The organism is Pseudomonas sp. GW821-FHT09C10, from assembly GCF_059418085.1.
In genome coordinates this window covers 64,234-82,523 of sequence record NZ_JBWKPE010000016.1, presented here as the reverse complement: position 1 = coordinate 82,523, position 18,290 = coordinate 64,234, and the positions used below count along the sequence as shown (strand labels likewise).

Sequence of the window (18,290 nt, the reverse complement as noted above, 5' to 3'; positions counted from 1 at the left end):
GTTCTACTAGCGTGTCAGTTCTTCCGTTTAAACAGCAGGACTGTATCGATGAGAGCAATCGCGACGCTAGCCACGCTGGCCACGATCTTGATGACCGCGATGTCGAGCCATGCCGCCGACATTACCGCCGAAAAAGCCATGAATGTCGTTCGCAATGGAGAGCAGGCCTCCATCATGGGAGCGCCCGGGACCTTCGTCGGTAATGCGCGAATCGACCCGCTTTTCCCCGCGCGCGCGCCCTCGAAAGTCTCCGCGGGTGCGGTGACTTTCCAGCCCAGCGCGCGCTCTGTCTGGCACACCCACCCTCTGGGGCAGACGCTGGTCGTCACAGCGGGCATGGGTTGGATACAGCAGGAGAATGGGGAGAAAATCGTCATCAAACCTGGCGATGTGATCTGGACACCACCCGGTGTCAAGCACTGGCATGGCGCGACAGCTACAACGGGGATGAGCCACATGGCGATCCAGGAATCTCAGGATGGTAAAAACGTGGAATGGCTGGAGCCAGTCACCGAAGAGCAGTACGAGGCGGCGCGATGAAAGTCTTGAAGCTCGGACTGATCTCACTCTCAGCGCTCCTGGTAGCGTGCTCGACCCATACGCCCGGCGACCCGGCTCAAGTGCCTGCCGTTCCGAGCGTGGATGATATGCGCGCTGTGTCTCCGACGTTGGCACACAACACTGAATCGATGTTGCTCGCAGAAGTCTGGAAACGCCCAGGGCTGTCTCCTCGCGACCGCAGTCTAGTCACCCTCGCGGTGCTGGTCTCCAAGCAGCAGACGGTCGAATTGGCCTACCACCTGAACCTGGCATTGGATAACGGCGTCAAGCCATCTGAAATTTCCGAAGTCATCAACCACCTGGCGTTCTACACCGGCTGGGGCAATGCCTCCGCGACGATTCTGGTGACCAGGCAAGTCTTCGCTCAGCGCGGTGTCACAGCGGATCAATTGCCACCCGTGTCGCCCCCGTTGCTGGCTATCGACCAAGCGTCCGAGAAAGTGCGCACGACCTTTGTCGACAAGACAGTAGGTCCTGTATCACCAGGGTTGGTGCACTACACCAGCGCTGCACTCTTCCACGACTTGTGGCTACGGCCGGGGCTCGCACCACGGGATCGGAGCCTGATTACGGTCAGCGCACTGATCGCCACCGGGCAGGTTGCACAGCTCGGCGCCCACCTCAATCGAGCCATGGATAACGGGCTGACTCAGGGGGAAGCCTCCGAGATGTTGACGCAACTGGCGTTCTACACAGGATGGCCGAACGTGTTTAGCACAGTACCAGTGGTCAACGATGTCTTTTCCGGCCGCAAGAAAACCTAGGGAGCGCAGTCACATCAGTGAAGACAAGGCACCCAGCGCCACACCTTCGGCCATGAGTTGTCGCAAAGTACCGAGGCAGGAGCCGTACGGGCAGCAGCGCCCTTGCTAAGCGGAGCAGGCAGCCAGTAGCGCAGGCTTCGGAACCCGCACACCCCAAAGGCCGTTCAGCGTCCGTGCCTACGGCACGAAAGGTGCCGACGCTGGATTTGCCCCCTGCAGATCCAGCGTCGGGCGGTGGGGCGATTCGTCAGCTGCTTCGAAACGAGCCTGAAAAAGCGAGCCGCGTCGAGTTTTCCGATGAGGCTACGGCAGGCACTCACCCATGGGTTTGAGTTCCCTGATCAGGTCTATCAACAACGTCAGGCCCATCGGGACCTGCCGATGGCTCGAAAAGTACATGTGGAATCCCGGTGCTACGCTGGCCCAGTCATCCAGTACCCGGACCACCTCACCGCGCGCCACCAAAGAGGCAATCGCCGGTTCAGGTGCGTACATCAGGCCAGCGCCCTGACGTACAAGGGACAGCCCAACGCGCGTCTCGTCGATGGTGATGGAACCCGGTACGGGAATGGCCAACAGCTCACCATCTTTCTCGAACTCCCAGTCATACATCGCACCATTGCCCAGACGAATACGTAGGCAACGATGTTGCAACAGATCGCTCGGATGCTGCGGCACACCGAAGTGTTTGAGGTAGTCCGGACTACCCGCCACCACCCAGCGGATATCGGGCGACAGGCGCTGGGCGATCATGTCCGCGGGCACAGTACCGCCATAGCGAATACCTGCGTCGTGGCCACCGCCGATGACGTCGACGATCAGGTTGGTGACGGTCAAATCGACCTGCATATCCGGATAGCGGTCATTGAACACGGGGAGAACCGGGCCCAGTAAAAGATCGGCCGCGTCACTGAGAAGATTCAAACGGATACGTCCGGTAGGCTCATCTCGATAACGATTCAACGCTTCGGCTGCTTGAGCGATTTCGTCCATGGGCTTGCGGATGAAGCCATGCAACTCCTCGCCTGCCGCCGTCAGCGTAACACTGCGAGTGGTACGGTTGAGCAGGCGAACGCCGAGACGTGTCTCAAGCCCCTTTATGGCGTGGCTCAATGCAGACGCACTGATGCCTACCTCCTTGCCCGCCCGGCTAAAGCTCTCGTGCCGGACAATGGCAAGGAAATAAACGAAATCGGCAAAGTTCGCACGGTCTAGATTCATATTCCATGGTCCGTTAGTGATAGACGAGGCCCAGTAGCTATCCAACGTCGCCACCATTCTACGGGTTATCGAGCCGACGACGATGAGCATTACTCAGCATATATGGTTCCACCGCGCGCCTCGTGCGATAGCGCATAGAACGACGACAGCGACGGCTGATTTCCAGATCGATGAGCAGGGTACGGATCCCTGCATCGGCGCAGAACGCGCCCAGATTGACGCCGAGCGTGGTTTTACCCGGCCCGTCTTTGGTTGAAACGACTTCTGAATCGTAGGATTTGAGATGCATTCATGCGGGCCACGCTGTGCGCTTTGATCACCCCGGAAAAATCCAAGGCAAAAAAAAGCCTGCATCGCTGCAGGCTTTTCCCTATCTGGCTCCACGACCTGGACTCGAACCAGGGACCCAATGATTAACAGTCATTTGCTCTACCAACTGAGCTATCGCGGAATGCGCCGTATGTTACTGATTGAAAAGGAGAAGTCAAGCTTTCCCTGAGTACCTGGACGATTAACCCGGATGACCGGTTGAAAGCTGCTGCTCCTTGGCCAGGTCCAGCCAGGCGCGCACGGCGGGGGGCAGGTGGGCGCTGGCGCGCCAGGCCAGGGCGATGTGCCAGTCGGTGTGGGGTTCGTCGAGGGGGATCAGGGCGATGCCTGCGTGTTGATGCTTGTGCGCCAGCATGCGGGGCAGGAAGGCGACGCCGAGGCCGGCGGCGACCAGGTCGACGATGAAGTCGATCTGCCCGCTGCGCGCCGCCACGCGGGGTATCACGCCTTTGCGCTCGCAGGCGGCGAGGATCTTGGCGTTCAGGGCGAAGCCGGCTTCGAACAGGATGAACGGCGAATCCGCCAGGTCGGCGAAGTCGATGCGTTGACGCTGGGCCAGGGCATGGCTCCTGGGCAGCACGGCCATCAGCGGTTCGTTGCGCACGGGCTGATAATCGAAGCCTGCATCCACCGGCAGCAACAACGCAGCGAGGTCGACCTCCCCCGCTTCCAGGCACTCGCGCAATCTCTTGCTGCCGTATTCGGTGAGTTCGATGTCGATGTCCGGGTAACGACTGCGATAGGTGGCAAACATCGTCGCGAACAACACCCCACACCCCACCGGTGGCAGGCCGATGCGCAACACGCCGCGCTTGAGGCCGCGCAGGTCGTTGATCTCGGCGACCAGGTCATGGTGTTCGGCGAGCAGCACCAGGGCGCGACGGTAGGTGATTTCACCCGCGGCGGTGAGTTCATTGCGGTGGCCGAGGCGGTCGAGCAGCGGCATGCCGAGTTCTTCCTCCAGGGTCTTGACCGCCTTGCTCACCGTGGATTGGGTCAAGGCCACCACGTCGGCGGCCTGGGAGAATCCGCCCTGACGCACCACTTCGACGAACGTGCGCAACGTTCTCAAGTTCATGGGTATTCCTTTAGCGACTGGTATCTAGCGATAAAAGTTGTTTTTATCATGACAGATATTTGCCTATCCTGACCCGCCCAGTCTTGTGGAGACACGCTTAATGATCATCTCGTCCGCCTCCGACTACCGCGCAGCGGCCAAACGCAAGCTGCCGCGCTTCCTGTTCGACTACATCGACGGCGGTGCCTACGCCGAGCACACGATGCGCGCGAACAGCTCGGACCTGGCCGAGATCAGCCTGCGCCAACGCGTGCTGCGCAATGTCGATAGCCTGAGCCTCAAGACCACGCTGTTCGGCCAGGCCCTGGACATGCCGGTCATCCTCAGCCCTGTCGGCTTGACCGGCATGTATGCGCGGCGCGGCGAAGTACAGGCGGCAAAGGCGGCGGCGAACAAGGGCATCCCCTTCTGCCTGTCGACGGTGTCGGTGTGTTCGATTGAAGAAGTGGCGTCGCAGAGCCCGCAGTCAATCTGGTTCCAGCTGTATGTGCTCAAGGACCGGGGCTTTATGCGCAATGCCCTGGAGCGGGCCCAGGCGGCGGGGGTTACCACCCTGGTGTTCACCGTGGACATGCCCACACCGGGAGCGCGCTACCGCGATGCCCACTCGGGCATGTCCGGGCCGTTCGCGGCGCAGCGGCGCATGTTGCAGGCCGTCACCAAGCCGCAATGGGCGTTCGACGTAGGGCTCATGGGCCGCCCCCACGACCTGGGCAATATCTCCAGGTACCTCGGCAAACCCACTCACCTGGAAGATTACATCGGCTGGCTGGCCAATAACTTCGACCCCTCCATCAGTTGGAAAGACCTGGAGTGGATCCGCGACTTCTGGAAAGGCCCGATGATTATCAAGGGCATCCTCGACCCTCAGGACGCCAGGGACGCAGTCAGTTTCGGCGCCGATGGCATCGTGGTTTCCAACCATGGCGGCCGTCAGTTGGACGGTGTGCTGTCCACCGCCAAGGCCTTGCCACCGATTGCCGATGTCGTGGGCGATGACCTGACGGTGCTGGTGGACTCCGGTATTCGTTCCGGGCTGGACGTGGTGCGCATGCTTGCCCTGGGCGCCAAGGCGTGCCTGCTCGGACGCGCCACCGCCTATGCACTGGCCGCCGATGGGCAGCACGGGGTAGAGAACCTGCTGGAGATCTTCGCCAAGGAGATGCGCGTGGCCATGACGCTGACGGGTGTCACGTCCATCGACCAGATTGACCACAACACGCTGGTGCAATCAGCCAAATAACTGACGTGAGTACTGAACGACCGTTTTTTTACTGTAAAAACGGTCTTTGATTTGTAAGGACTTTTATTTATTTAAACGAAATGGCACGAATCTCGCTCTAACACCTTCCAAGCAGGTCAAGCGATGACAAGACGTGCGGCAGTGCCCAGGGGTTATAACCCCTGGTAAAGCGGTCTAAACTGTTTCCAATGTTTTACGGAACTGAAGGAACGGTAAGACGCCTGGCATTCGCCACTCTCATCCAGCCTGTAAGACAGCTAAGTGCTTAGAGGCCGTTTGCTTATGAAAACACCAACCCAGACCAACGCAGTTGACTTCGACAGTGCCAAATTGCAACGCCTGGGCTTTGGTCAGCCATCACTCGTACCTCGACGCCCGACGACCGTCGCACAACTTCGCCAGCAGCTGGGGATGCAATTGCAGACCAGCCTGGAACCGCAGCGTATCCTCGCGGTGTTTTTCCGTGAAATCCAACGCCTGGTCCCCCTGGACGCCCTGCAATATCGCCACGAAACCAGCGACCTGCGCCTGGAGTTCGGCCACCGCGGCCATCATTCGGTGAGCTACAGCCTGAGCCACGAAGGCGAGCACCTCGGCGAGCTGATCTTTCGCCGCAACCAGCGCCTGCTGGAAGAGGAACTGGGCCAGCTCGAATCACTGCTGTCGACCCTGCTCTACCCGATGCGCAACGCCCTGCTCTACCGAGCCGCCACCCGCAGCGCCCTGCGCGACCCGTTGACCGAAACGGGCAACCGCATTGCCATGGACCAGACCCTGCAACGGGAAATCGACATGGCGCGCCGGCACTTGAACCCGCTGTCCTTGCTGATGCTGGACATCGACCACTTCAAGATCATCAACGACACCCACGGCCATGCAGCCGGCGATAACGTATTGCGCGCCGTCGCCGGGGCGATCAAGAGCCAGTTGCGTAACGTGGACATGGTGTTTCGGTTTGGCGGAGAAGAGTTTCTGATCCTGCTGTCCAACACCAGCCGGGATGCAGCGGCCATGGTCGGTGAACGCCTGCGCCAGGCGGCACAGGCCCAGGATTATTGGGCGGACGGGACACGGATCGAATTGACGGTGAGCCTCGGTTGTTCGACCTTGCTGGCCGCCGAGTCGGCCGAGAGCCTGTTGCGTCGCGCCGACAGCGCCTTGTACGTGGCCAAGCGCGAAGGTCGCAATCGCCTGGCAATGGCGGGGTAAAACCCCGCCATCCCCGTTACATCACGCTTCGCTGGCGACGCGCAACGGGCGCTCGCGCACGGCAGCGCTCGCCGGTTTGTCTTTCTCCAGGCGCATGCAACTTTCCAGGAACAGGTACATGTAGTCGTAGCTCTTGCACACGGCCTGGCGCAGCTCTGCCTGCAGTTCCCTGGTCGGGTTCATCCCGGCCAGGGTGCAGATGATTTCCAGGGCTTCCCAAGGATGGGCGTCGTCGTACTGGGCGTGCATCTTCAGCCACTTCATCGCACGCTTGCGGTCTTCCTCGGGAAAGGCTGCCGCATACACACCGGTGGAACATACCACCGCCGACCACTCCCCGGTCGCGCCCTCGATCGCATAGTTGGTCGCGGCAACGGCCACGATCAACGAATCGGCCGAGCTGGTGTGCCAGCACCAGTGGCTCAGCGCATGCAACTCCGGCGGCACGTTCTGGGCCTGCAGCTCTTCAAGGCTGACGCCATGGGCGCGCGCCCAATGCACCCAATAGTCCGCGTGGTTCAGCTCCACACGGATATTGCGCATCAGCCAACGGCGCGCCATGTCTTCTCCTGGATGGCGGGCAAACTTGGTCTTGGTGAGATTCTGTGCCATGTACAAGGCAAACTGTTCCACCACGGGCCAGCCACCGATCAGGTAGTGACGCATGGTCTTGGCGCTGAGCGTGTTGTCACGCATGCGTTGGTACAGTTCGTGTTCGACAACCCGGCGCTTGCTCTCGCTGCAGTCCTGGATCAATTGCTGAGCCCAGGCGGGGTAACTTGAGGCTTCCATAAGCGGGCCGGTTCTGCTGAATGTGTCGATCACTATTAAGGCTCCTTTTTAAGTGTGATTTACAGACCGGCAAATGTTTCAGCGGAATGTGCCGGGCGCCCTGAATAACAGAGGCTGCGGCCGCACGGGTCGACGCAAGCTATCAAAGGTAAACAATTGCGGTCGTTCAATCAGGTAGCCCTGAGCGTAATCCACACCGATGTCGAGCAAAGCCTGCTCGATCTGCGGGGTTTCAACAAATTCGGCAATTGTGCGCTTTCCCATGACATGGCCGATGTGGTTGATCACTTCGACCATCGCGCGGTTAATCGGGTCGTCCAGCATATCCTTTACGAAACTTCCATCGATCTTCAGGAAGTCTACAGGTAAATGTTTCAGATACGCGAATGAGGACATTCCGGCGCAGAAGTCATCGAGGGAAAAGAAGCAACCTAAGGCTTTGAGTTCGTTAATAAAGCGAATGGCACTGCCCAGGTTCGCAATAGCGCTTGTTTCAGTTATTTCAAAACAAATCATTTCTGGCGGAATGCGGTAAACCTCGAATTTTTCACGTAAAAAACCGAGGAAATCATCGTCGCCAATCGTAATGCCTGACAGATTGATCGCACACATCGCCATAGGCCGGCCCGGGTGCTCGTGCATGCAACGGGCAATGATCCTGAATACGTTCTCCACCACCCAACGGTCCAGGGAGGTCATCAAGCCGTAACGCTCAGCTGCGGGGATGAAGCTGTCGGGCAGGATGATCCGACCCGCCTCGTCGTGCAGGCGCAGCAGGATTTCAATATGCCCACTGCCGCCGTCGGCACTTCCCAAGGGAGAGATTTCCTGGGCGTACAGGCAAAACCGGTTCTCCTCCAGCGCCATGTGCAAACGCTGCACCCAGGCCATTTCGCCAAAGCGCAGGGACAGCTCCGAGTCATCGGCGTGGTACACCTGCACTCGGTTGCGGCCTTTTTCCTTGGCCATGTAGCAGGCCATGTCGGCGGCGCGCAACGAGGTTTCCAGGGTGGTCGGGGTTTGGGAGATCTGCACCAGGCCGATGCTCACGGTGGTCATGAACGGCCGCCCCTTCCACACAAAATGCAGGCTCTGCACGGTGTGGCGCAGGCTCTCGGCGACTTTTTCCGCCACCGCCGCCGGGCAGTTCTCCAGCAGGATGCCGAATTCATCGCCCCCCAGGCGCGCCAGGGTGTCACCTTCGCGCAAATCCGATTGCAGCAGCGCGCAGATATGCCGTAGCAACTCGTCGCCCGCCGCATGGCCGCAGGTGTCGTTGACCAGCTTGAACTGGTCGAGGTCGAGGAACATCAATGCATGTCGCCCGCCCTGGGGCTGCCCTGCCCTGTGCAGCACCTGCTCAAGGCGATACTCGAACTCGCGACGGTTGGCCAGGCCGGTCAAGGCGTCGTGCGTGGCCTGCCACGACAGGTTGGCGATGTACTGACGCTCCTGGGTCATGTCGTGCAGGACCAGCACGGCACCGCTGACCTGGCCGCCGCTGAGGATCGGCGCTCCCACCAGGGTGACGGAGACCGTGCTGCCGTCCAGGCGCTGGATGGTTTTCGAATGCTCGCTGCCGCCCTTGAACCGGCCCTTGACGATGTGTTCGATCAGGGTAAAACCATCCGGCTGCGCATTGTCATCGAGCAGGTTGAACAGTGCCGCCAGGGGCAGGCCTTGGGCCTGCGCCGAGTTCCAGTGAGTCATCGCCTCGGCTGCCGGGTTCATATAGGTAATGGTCCCGTCCACAGTGGTGGTGATTACCCCGTCGCCAATCGACTCCAGGGTGATCTGCGCACGCTCCTTCTCGGCCTGCAGGGCATTGGCGAACGCATGACGCTGGGCCAGTAGCTTATGGGTACGCAACAGCGCCAGCACAATCAGGCCCAGGGCCGTCGCCAGGTTGGTGATCAGCAGCAACCGCAGAATCATCCGCGAGCCTTCGCCCAAAGCGTCGCTGAAGGCTTTGGCGGCGGGGGTCACGCCCTCATTGATCGCGGTGATACGGGCTTTCCACTGCCGGACTTCATTGGGGTTGACCTGCTCGTCGGCATTGATCGCTCGGTGCATCTCGCGGGCCAGCTCGTCCAACTCAACCAGGTAGCCATCGCCTACGGTCCACAGCTCAATGGCTTTTTCCAGGTAGCTGAAATGCCGAAAATTCAGGTACAGCCAGATCAGGCTGGACACATCGTCCGGGTGGTTGCCGCCCTTGAGAATACCCAGGCGCGCCGCGGCCAGGTCAGGGCTGGGACGGTCCAGGGCAATGCGCAACTCATGGCCGCCCTGAGGCACGGCAATGGCCTGCTGATATTTGAGATAGGTGGTTTCGGCGCGGTTATCGGCATACAGCGTTAGGTAATAGATCGCGTCCTTCTGGCCCTTGGACCACAGGCTCTCGCCGCCCACATAACCACGCACCGCTGAAAGCACGTAGAGACTGACGCAACCCAACAATGCCTGGAACAGCACGACGGCGATAAAGGGCCAGACAATGCCCAATAACCGAGGCGTTCCGAAAGTCCGCTTTTGCTTCATGAAGTCCCTTGCATATGCACTGCTGGAAACGCACGCAAACACCCACTTCCGATAGCACAGCCTAGGCTAAATCAACGTATTTGCTGCAAGTGCCCATAGAGTTTGGCGTAAAGACCGCCATCGGCGATCAATTGCTGATGATCGCCATCCTCAGCAATATGACCACCGTCAAACACTAACACTCGATCAGCTTGTTTCACCGCCGACAGACGGTGGGCGATGATCAGTGTAGTACGGCCACTGAGGAACCGCGCCAGCGCCTGGTGCAGGTTGTATTCGGTGGCGGCGTCCAGGGCCGAGGTTGCTTCGTCGAGTATCACCACCTTGGGTTCTGCCAGGACCATGCGCGCAATCGCCAGGCGCTGGCGCTGGCCCCCGGAAAAGCGTACGCCGGAACGCCCGACCACACTGTCCAGGCCCTGCGGCAAGGCCTTGACCGTCGCCTCCAGCTGGGCGATTTCCAGCGCCTGCCAGCACGCCTGGTCACTGCGCTCACGGCCCATGGTCAAGTTGGCGCGCACGGTATCGTTGAACAGCGCCGGGTGTTGCAGCACCACCGCAACATGCTCGCGAAGAGTCTCCAGGCCAATCTCCTGCTGGGTGGCACCGCCAAACCGGATACTGCCCGCCTGGGGTGTGTAGAGCCCGAGCAACAGTTGCACCAGGGTGCTTTTACCACCGCCGCTGGCGCCGACGATCGCCACCTTCTCACCGGGCGCGATGGCCAGGTTCAACTGGTCGAGTACCAGCTCTTCGCCGTAGCCGAAGTCCAGGCCGCGCACTTCAATGCCCACGGTGTCGTGCCCGGTGAACGGATCAGCACCGCCGGCATATTGCGGCTCATCGGCACGCGCCAGCAGTTCGTTGATCCGCGTCAGCGCCCCGCCTGCCGCGTAGTAGGCGTATTGCAGGTTCAGCAACTGCTCCACCGGGCCGATCATGAACCACAGGTAGCTGAACACCGCGAGCATCTGGCCGATGGACAGGTCGGAAAACAGCACGGTGAGCATCGCCGCCGCACGGAAGATGTCGATACCGAACTGGAACAGCAACCCACTGGCGCGGCTCGAAGCGTCGGTTTTCCATTGCGAGTGAATGGCGTAGTCACGCACTTCCTGGGCCCGCTGGCCGAGGCGCCCGAGGAAAAAGCCCTGGCGGTTGCCGGCGCGCACTTCCTGGATGGCATCCAGGGTTTCGGTCAGGGCCTGGGTAAAACGCGAGGTGCTATCGTTTTCCAGCTTCTTCAGGTGCTTGACGCGCTTGCCCAACTGCACCGTGGCGTAGATCACCAACGGGTTGAACAGCAGGATCAACAGCGCCAGCTGCCAATGCATCCACACCAGGATCGCCGAGGTACCCACCAGGGTCAGCATGGCCACCAGGAAACGGCTGAGGGTTTCACCGACAAACTTGTCCAGCGTATCCAGGTCGGTGACCAGGTGGGTGGTGACGGTCCCGCTGCCCAGGCTTTCGTATTCGCCCAGGGAGATGCGCTTGAGCCGCTCGATCAGGCGCACGCGGATGCGGTACACGATGTCCTTGGCCAAGCGCGCAAACAACCGCGCCTGCACCACGTTGAACAGCAGCGCGCCACAACGCAGAAACAGCGTCACCAGCAGCATCAGGCCGATATAGCCGGCCGCCTTCTGCCAACCCAGGGGCAGTACGTGGTTCATCACCTTGAGCGCGGCATCGCCGTGTCCCAACAGCACTTCATCCACCAGCAACGGCAACAGCAAGGGAATCGGCACGCTGCACAAGGTCGCCAGCACGGCGACGCCATTGGCGATCCACAGGGACTTCTTGTGCCGCAGGGCCAGGCGGCGAATTTCCGCCCAGGTCAGTCGGTCGGAACGGGGTGACTGGTCATGCACAGGTCGCTCGCTCCAGCCATCGCCCCAACAACGGTGACAGCTCGGACAGCGGCTGGTAGCCGTTGGTCAGCAACGCCAACTGGCCGTTACGCTCGGCGAGCAAGGTCGGAAAGCCGGCGATCCCCAGGTCCTGGACCCAAGTGAAGTCAGCGGCGGTCGCGGCATGCTGCTCGGCACGGTCGAATGCGCCGGCAAACTCGATGCGCGGGATGCCTGCCTTTTCAGCCAGTTCCACCAGCACGCTGGCGAGGGTCACGTCGCGGCCCTCGACATAAAACGCGCGCTGGATCAGCCCTAACAACGTCCAGGCGCAATCCGGCGCCAGGCTGCGCGCGGTGACGATGGCACGGCAGGCAGGCTCGGTGTCATAGACAAAGCCATCAGGCAACGCGCCATCGCGCTTGAACGGCTGGCCGGTGGCGTCGGTGACCGCCTGCCAGTGCTCGAGGATGTAGCGCCGCGTGGTCGGTTCCAGTGCCGCGCCGCTGCCGGTGCGCAAGCCGCCCACCACCAGGTGCACGTCCACGCCGGCCGCCTGGGCCTGCTCGACCAGCGCCTGCGCCACCGGGGCAAAGCCCCAGCACCAGGAACACATCGGGTCCATCACATAGAGCAGGCGCGCGGGCATGGGTCAGGCCTCGGAAGGGGTTTGCTTGTAGTTGAAGCCAATCGGGTGCGGCATATTGCGGGCCTTGGCCAGCTCAATCTGCTTTTGCCGGTCGATCGCGCTACGACGGGTTTTCTCCGGCAGCTTATCCCAGCAATGGGGGCAACTGATGCCAGCCACATAGTGTTCGGATGCGCGGTCGGAGGCGCTCACCGGTGTGCGACAGGCGTGACATTGATCGTAGTCGCCTTCGCTCAGGTCGTGGCGCACAGTGACGCGATTGTCGAACACAAAGCAGTCGCCCTGCCATTTGGTTTCTGCCTGCGGCACCTCTTCGAGGTACTTCAGGATGCCGCCCTTGAGGTGGTAGACCTCATCGAAACCTTCGCTGAGCATGTAGCTCGACGCCTTCTCGCAACGAATGCCGCCGGTGCAGAACATGGCGACCTTCTTGTGCTTGGCCGGATCGAAGTTGGCTTTGATATAGTCGGGAAATTCGCGAAAACTGGTGGTTTTCGGGTCGATTGCGCCTTCGAAGGTGCCGATCGACACTTCGTAGTCGTTGCGGGTGTCGATCAACAGCACTTCGGGGTCGCTGATCAGCGCGTTCCAGTCCTGCGGGTCGACATAGGTGCCGACTTTCTTGTTCGGGTCGACGCCTTCGACGCCCAGGGTCACGATCTCTTTCTTGAGCTTGACCTTGGTGCGGTAGAACGGCTGCTCATCGCAGTACGACTCTTTATGGTCGATGTCGTCCATGCGCGGGTCGTTCTTCAGCCAGGCCATCAGGCCATCAATGCCTTCGCGGCTGCCGGAAACGGTGCCGTTGATGCCTTCTTCGGCGATCAGCAAGGTGCCTTTGATGCCGTTGTCGACCATCGCCTGCAGCAGTGGCTCGCGCAGGGCGACGTAATCTTCGAGGGTGACGAACTTATACAGTGCCGCCACGACAATCGGTTGAGTCATGGGTGTTCTCTCCAGGTGGCTACCCTCGTAAGGGGTGAACCGGATGCAAAAAAAACGCGCCGGCTGAGCGGCGCGCTGCGGATTCTAGCAAATGCAGGGTGTCAGAGACACCCGCGTATCAGCTATGCCCGCCGGCGCAGGTCGGCGAGGCCGGGGCTGCGTCGATTTTCGCCCATTCTTCGGGCGTGTAGGTATGCAGCGCCAGCGCATGAAATTCGCTCATCAGGTCACCCAGGGTGGCGTAGACCTTCTGGTGGCGCTTGACGCGGTTAAGCCCCTCGAACTGCTGGCTGACCAGCACGGCCTTGAAGTGAGTCTGCAACCCACGGCTGTGCATATGGCTTTCATCCAGCACGCTCAAGTGCTCCGGGGCCAGGGCGGCGAGCGCCGTTTCGATACGCTGTTGCATGGTCATTCCTGCTTACTTCTTCTTGGCCGGTGCAGCGGCTTTTGGCGTCAGCTCGTTGGTCATGTCTTCCAACAGCTTGTTCACCACCGGCACGGCGCTTTCCAGCTTGGCCTGGGTCATCTGGGCCGATTGCTGGGTCAGCTGCGGCATTTTTTCCAGGACTTTCTTGCCCAGTGGCGACTGGTAGAAAGCAACCAGGTCCTTGAGCTCGGATTCACTGAAGTTGGTGGTGTAGAGCTTGACCATGTCCGGTTTCAGCTTCGGCCAGCCGATGGCCTGGTCCAGGGCGGCGTTGGCCTTGGCCTGGTAGCTGTCCAGAACGGACTGCTTGGCGGCAGGCGCCTTGGTCTGTTCGAAACGCTGGGCGAACATTTGCTGCACTTGCATGTACACCGGGGTACCCAGCTTGTCGGCATGGGCCAGGGTAAGGAAGGCTTCGGCACTGGCGTTGTGGCTGGCGGTATCGGCAAAAACCTGGCCGCTGGCGCAAACCAGAGCAACCGCGGTACAGATGGCACGAAGACGAGTCATCGAGTTTCCTTTTCTAGCAGGCGAGGTAAGACCCCAAGGGCGCCCATTCTGCGCCTAAAAAACGCTGCGGCTCAACCCCGGGCCTTACCGGGCGCGGATTGCGGTGAATGAATCCGATGAAAAGTCTTTTAGGGAACCCCCCAGGCCGATCAGGGCCTAAACTGCGCAAACGAACCTGAAGGAGAGTGCCCGATGAGCCGTATCGAAACCGACAGCCTGGGAGACGTGGAAGTCCCGGATGACGCTTACTGGGGCGCCCAGACCCAACGTTCGCTGGTGAATTTCGCCATCGGCGAACAGCGCATGCCCCTCGCGGTACTGCACGCACTGGCCCTGATCAAGAAGGCCGCCGCCCGGGTCAACGACCGCAACGGCGACCTGCCCGCCGACATTGCCCGCCTGATCGAACAGGCCGCCGACGAAGTGCTCGATGGCCAACATGATGACCAGTTCCCCCTGGTCGTCTGGCAAACCGGCAGCGGCACCCAGAGCAACATGAACGCCAACGAGGTCATCGCCGGCCGCGCCAACGAGCTGTCGGGCAAGCCCCGTGGCGGCAAGAGCCCGGTGCACCCCAACGACCATGTGAACCGCTCCCAAAGCTCCAACGACTGCTTCCCTACGGCCATGAGCATTGCGGCGGTGCAAGCGGTGCACCAGCAATTGTTGCCGGCGATCAATACGCTGTCCGGCGGCCTCGCGGAACTGTCGGCGCGGCATGCAAAGCTGGTAAAGACGGGCCGCACCCACATGATGGACGCCACGCCGATCACCTTCGGCCAGGAGATCTCGGCGTTTATCGCCCAGCTCGACTACGCCGAACGGGCGATCCGCAGCGCCCTGCCCCAGGTATGCGAGCTGGCCCAGGGTGGCACGGCGGTGGGCACCGGGCTCAATGCGCCCCATGGCTTCAGCGAGGCAATTGCTTCGGAATTGGCGGCGTTGTCGGGCCTGCCCTTCGTCACCGCACCGAACAAATTCGCCGCATTGGCCGGCCATGAACCGATCGTGACCTTGCACGGCGCCCTGAAAACCCTGGCCGTGGCCCTGATGAAAATCGCCAACGACCTGCGCCTGCTGGGCTCCGGCCCGCGTGCCGGCCTTGCCGAGGTGAAACTGCCGGCCAACGAGCCCGGCAGCTCGATCATGCCCGGCAAGGTCAACCCGACCCAGTGCGAGGCGCTGTCGATGCTGGCCTGCCAGGTGCTGGGCAATGACGTGACCATCGGCATCGCGGCGAGCCAGGGGCATTTGCAGTTGAACGTGTACAAGCCGGTGATCATCCACAACCTGCTGGAATCGATCCGCCTGCTGGCCGATGGCTGCAATAACTTCCAGGAGCACTGCATCGCCGGCCTCGAACCCGATGCCGGGAAAATGGCCGAGCACCTGGAGCGCGGGCTGATGCTGGTCACGGCCCTCAACCCGCACATCGGCTATGACAAATCGGCAGAGATCGCCAAGAAGGCCTACGCCGAAGGCTTGACCCTTCGGGAAGCGGCGCTGGACCTGGGCTACCTCACCGACGCAGAGTTCGACCAGTGGGTACGCCCGGAAAACATGCTGGGTGCCTAGGACGCCATGCGTAGCCGCCGGGCCTTGAGCCCGGCGAGCAACGACGGCGCCAGCGCCACCGCCGCCGACCCCAGCACCACCACCAACGCGCCGAAATAGCCCAGGGCATTGATCTCTTCGGCCTGCACATAGTCCGGCCACAGCCACGCCGCCAACGCCACCGCGACAAAGGTCACCAATGGCGTCAGGGCCAGGGTCGCGCTCACCCGCGAGGCTTCCCAGTGGGCCAGGGCCTCGGCGAATGCACCATAAGCCACCAGTGTGTTCATGCAGCACGCCAGCAACAGCCAGCCTTGCAGCGGGCTCAGTTGCAGGGCCTCCAGCGGATGCGCCCACGGCGTCAGCAGCACGGCGCACGACAGGTAGATCACCATCATCACTTGCAGCGAATTCCACACGGTCAGCAACTGCTTCTGGCCCAGGGCATAGAACACCCAGACCGAAGTCGCCAGCAGGATCGTCAGCACGCCGGCGGTGTAGGCGCCAAGGGACGTCAACAACTCTTCCAGGCGTTGGTTGAAGAACAGCCCGAAGCCGATGATCAGCACCACCAGGCCCACACACTGCCCGACGCTGAAACGTTCCTTGAACACAAACACGCTGGCGATCATCAGGAAGATCGGGCCCATCTGCACCACCAGTTGGGCGGTGCCGGGGCTGAGCAGTTTCAGGCCCACCAGGTACAACACGTAGTTGCCCACCAGGCCGCACACCGCCATCGCCACCAGCCAGCCGCCCCTGGGGCCGAGTACTTTACGACTGGGCAGGCGCCTGGTCGCGGCGAGGTACACGAACAGGCAACTGCCGGCCACCATCAGGCGAAACCAGGTGACGGTGATCGGGTCCATCACCTGCAACACTTGCTTGAGTTTGATCGGCAGAATGCCCCAGAGCAGCGCGGTCAGCAGGGTCAGGAGAAAACCGTAGACCCAGCGGCCGGAAGAGATGTGCATGAGTGCCCCAGAAGCCAGAGGAAGTGGAGCGGGCATTCTAGGGGGGAAGTGAGCGAATTGGGATACGCCGCCGTTCAAATGTGGGAGGGGCAAGTCGAATCGTCGCACTGCCCCTCCCACACTTATCAGCGCACGGCTTCGAACAGCCCCGTGGCGCCCATGCCGCCACCCACGCACATGGTGACGATGCCATAACGCACATTGCGCCGTTGCAGCTCACGCACCAGGTGCCCCACCTGCCGCGAGCCGGTCATGCCGAACGGGTGGCCGATGGAAATCGAGCCACCGTTGACGTTGTACCTGGCGTTATCGATGCCCAGGCGATCGCGCGCATACAGGCACTGCGACGCAAAGGCCTCGTTGAGTTCCCACAGGTCGATGTCCGCCACCTGCAAGCCCCGCGCCTTGAGCAACTTGGGCACCGAGAACACCGGGCCGATGCCCATCTCATCCGGCTCGCAACCGGCCACGGTGAAACCGCGGAAGAACGCCTTGGGCTTGAGCCCCAGTGCCAGGGCTTTTTCCAGGCTCATCACCAGGGTCATCGAGGCGCCGTCGGAGAGCTGCGAGGAGTTACCCGCCGTCACCGAGCCGTCTTCGGCAAATACGGGCTTCAACCCAGACAGGCTGGCCAACGTAGTGTCCGGACGGTTGCACTCATCGCGATCAACCACGCCGTCGAGGATCTGCACGGCACCGGTGTTCTTGTCCTCGACCTTGTACTGGACCGCCATCGGCACGATTTCATCATCAAACAAGCCCTCCGCCTGGGCCTGGGCCGTGCGCTGCTGGCTTTGCAGGGCGTAGAGGTCCTGTTCTTCGCGGCTGACGTTATAGCGGCGGGCGACGATTTCCGCGGTCTGGCCCATGGGAAAGTAGATGCCCGGCACCTGCTCCTTGAGCAGCGGGTTGATCAGGTTATCGGTGTTGACGCTTTTCATGGTCAGGCTGATGGACTCGACGCCCCCGGCAACGATGATCTCGCTGCAACCCAACGCGATCTGATTGGCCGCAATCGCAATCGCCTGCAAGCCCGACGAGCAGAACCGGTTGAGGGTCATGCCCGCCGTACCGGTGCCCAATTGCGACAGCACGGCCACGTTACGCCCGATGTTGTAGCCCTGGGCGCCTTCATTGGAACCGGCGCCGACAATGCAATCCTCGACGCTGGCCGGGTCGATGCCGTTGCGGGTCAGCAGTGCGTTGACGCAATGGGCCGCCATGTCATCCGGGCGGGTCTGGTTGAACTTGCCGCGAAAGGATTTGGCCAGGCCGGTTCGTACGCTGTCGACGATCACTACTTCACGCATGGGCTACCTCGATCTTGTCGTTGTGGGGAGATGGATCGAGGATAGATCCAGGCCTGCCCCACCGCGATGATCATTCATCCGGCGTATACAAAAGCATGGTGACGGACATAAACCTGTGGCTGGGCCGGCCTGTTGTGGCAAGCGGGCCTGTTGTGGTGAGCGGGCTTGCCCCGCGCTGGGCTGCGAAGCGGCCCTGGCGAAGGCGCCGCGTTATTTCAGGCAGACCTTATTGGCTGGTTTTGGGGCCGCTTCGCGCCCCAGCGCGGGGCAAGCCCGCTCACCACAACAAGCCTGCTTGCCAGAACAGGCCCGTTTGCCACAACAGG

Annotated in this window: 16 protein-coding genes, 1 tRNA gene and 1 pseudogene; 5 read left to right on the top strand and 13 right to left on the bottom strand. The window is 61.3% G+C overall.

The genetic code is table 11. The features are described from left to right. Positions 1-48: 48 nt before the first annotated feature. Positions 49-540 (top strand): (R)-mandelonitrile lyase, encoded by a 492-nt coding sequence (locus AC07OT_RS25735; RefSeq protein ID WP_495109372.1) that lies wholly within the window; start codon positions 49-51, stop codon positions 538-540. Beyond that, on the top strand, positions 537-1,325 hold the full coding sequence (locus AC07OT_RS25730) for a carboxymuconolactone decarboxylase family protein (protein ID WP_495109371.1): 789 nt from the start codon (positions 537-539) through the stop codon (positions 1,323-1,325). The genes AC07OT_RS25735 and AC07OT_RS25730 overlap by 4 nt, the downstream gene beginning before the upstream one ends. Before the next feature lie 303 nt (positions 1,326-1,628). On the opposite strand, the gene AC07OT_RS25725 is transcribed toward AC07OT_RS25730, so the two are convergent. The 4 genes and pseudogenes from AC07OT_RS25725 to AC07OT_RS25710 all read right to left on the bottom strand — a co-directional run bounded on the left by AC07OT_RS25725 (position 1,629) and on the right by AC07OT_RS25710 (position 3,954). Next, on the bottom strand, positions 1,629-2,546 hold the full coding sequence (locus tag AC07OT_RS25725; protein WP_495109370.1) for a LysR family transcriptional regulator: 918 nt from the start codon (positions 2,544-2,546) through the stop codon (positions 1,629-1,631). A 107-nt stretch (positions 2,547-2,653) separates the two neighbouring features. Then, positions 2,654-2,835, bottom strand: a pseudogene (locus tag AC07OT_RS25720) (ParA family protein); the annotation flags it as partial. Positions 2,836-2,921: 86 nt separating this feature from the next. Then, positions 2,922-2,997: transfer RNA gene (locus AC07OT_RS25715), tRNA-Asn, on the bottom strand. Positions 2,998-3,057: 60 nt separating this feature from the next. After that, entirely contained in the window at positions 3,058-3,954 is an 897-nt protein-coding gene (locus AC07OT_RS25710) for a LysR family transcriptional regulator (RefSeq protein WP_495109369.1), read from the bottom strand. Between the two features lie 100 nt (positions 3,955-4,054). Here AC07OT_RS25710 and lldD point away from each other — a divergent pair, with 100 nt between their 5' ends. Together lldD and AC07OT_RS25700 are read left to right on the top strand one after the other, a co-directional pair. Next, positions 4,055-5,197, top strand: a complete 1,143-nt coding sequence (gene lldD, locus AC07OT_RS25705; RefSeq protein ID WP_495109368.1) for an FMN-dependent L-lactate dehydrogenase LldD — start codon at positions 4,055-4,057, stop codon at positions 5,195-5,197. Positions 5,198-5,479: 282 nt separating this feature from the next. Further along, positions 5,480-6,406, top strand: a complete 927-nt coding sequence (locus AC07OT_RS25700) for a GGDEF domain-containing protein (RefSeq protein ID WP_115486824.1) — start codon at positions 5,480-5,482, stop codon at positions 6,404-6,406. A 21-nt stretch (positions 6,407-6,427) separates the two neighbouring features. Here AC07OT_RS25700 and AC07OT_RS25695 read toward each other — a convergent pair whose 3' ends face one another. The 7 genes from AC07OT_RS25695 to AC07OT_RS25665 form a co-directional block, all read right to left on the bottom strand. Continuing rightward, a complete protein-coding gene (locus AC07OT_RS25695; RefSeq protein WP_413771002.1) occupies positions 6,428-7,198 on the bottom strand; it encodes an iron-containing redox enzyme family protein in 771 nt (256 codons plus the stop codon). 78 nt (positions 7,199-7,276) lie between these two features. Continuing rightward, positions 7,277-9,739, bottom strand: coding sequence for an EAL domain-containing protein (locus AC07OT_RS25690; protein WP_495109367.1), 2,463 nt, complete (start codon positions 9,737-9,739; stop codon positions 7,277-7,279). A gap of 71 nt (positions 9,740-9,810) precedes the next feature. Continuing rightward, positions 9,811-11,613 carry an ABC transporter ATP-binding protein gene (locus tag AC07OT_RS25685; protein WP_065940483.1) on the bottom strand — a complete coding sequence of 601 codons (1,803 nt, stop codon included), beginning with the start codon at positions 11,611-11,613 and terminating at the stop codon, positions 9,811-9,813. Next, complete coding sequence (locus AC07OT_RS25680) at positions 11,606-12,208, bottom strand: DsbA family protein (protein ID WP_169898031.1); 603 nt, start codon at positions 12,206-12,208, stop codon at positions 11,606-11,608. Before AC07OT_RS25680 ends, AC07OT_RS25685 begins: the two co-directional genes overlap by 8 nt. A gap of 36 nt (positions 12,209-12,244) precedes the next feature. Continuing rightward, positions 12,245-13,186: an oxygen-dependent tRNA uridine(34) hydroxylase TrhO gene (trhO, locus tag AC07OT_RS25675; RefSeq protein WP_065923916.1), complete on the bottom strand. Its 942-nt coding sequence runs from the start codon at positions 13,184-13,186 to the stop codon at positions 12,245-12,247. A 118-nt stretch (positions 13,187-13,304) separates the two neighbouring features. After that, entirely contained in the window at positions 13,305-13,601 is a 297-nt protein-coding gene (locus AC07OT_RS25670) for a BolA family protein (protein WP_065923917.1), read from the bottom strand. A gap of 6 nt (positions 13,602-13,607) precedes the next feature. Then, entirely contained in the window at positions 13,608-14,126 is a 519-nt protein-coding gene (locus tag AC07OT_RS25665; RefSeq protein ID WP_003236690.1) for a DUF2059 domain-containing protein, read from the bottom strand. A gap of 192 nt (positions 14,127-14,318) precedes the next feature. On the opposite strand from AC07OT_RS25665, the gene AC07OT_RS25660 reads away from it, so the two are divergent. After that, positions 14,319-15,701 carry a class II fumarate hydratase gene (locus AC07OT_RS25660; RefSeq protein ID WP_495109366.1) on the top strand — a complete coding sequence of 461 codons (1,383 nt, stop codon included), beginning with the start codon at positions 14,319-14,321 and terminating at the stop codon, positions 15,699-15,701. Here the strand turns inward: AC07OT_RS25660 and AC07OT_RS25655 are convergent. Continuing rightward, positions 15,698-16,654, bottom strand: coding sequence for a DMT family transporter (locus AC07OT_RS25655; protein WP_115486819.1), 957 nt, complete (start codon positions 16,652-16,654; stop codon positions 15,698-15,700). The two genes, AC07OT_RS25660 and AC07OT_RS25655, sit on opposite strands and share 4 nt — an antisense overlap. Before the next feature lie 125 nt (positions 16,655-16,779). Continuing rightward, complete coding sequence (locus AC07OT_RS25650; protein ID WP_495109365.1) at positions 16,780-17,964, bottom strand: thiolase family protein; 1,185 nt, start codon at positions 17,962-17,964, stop codon at positions 16,780-16,782. Positions 17,965-18,290: the final 326 nt, after the last annotated feature.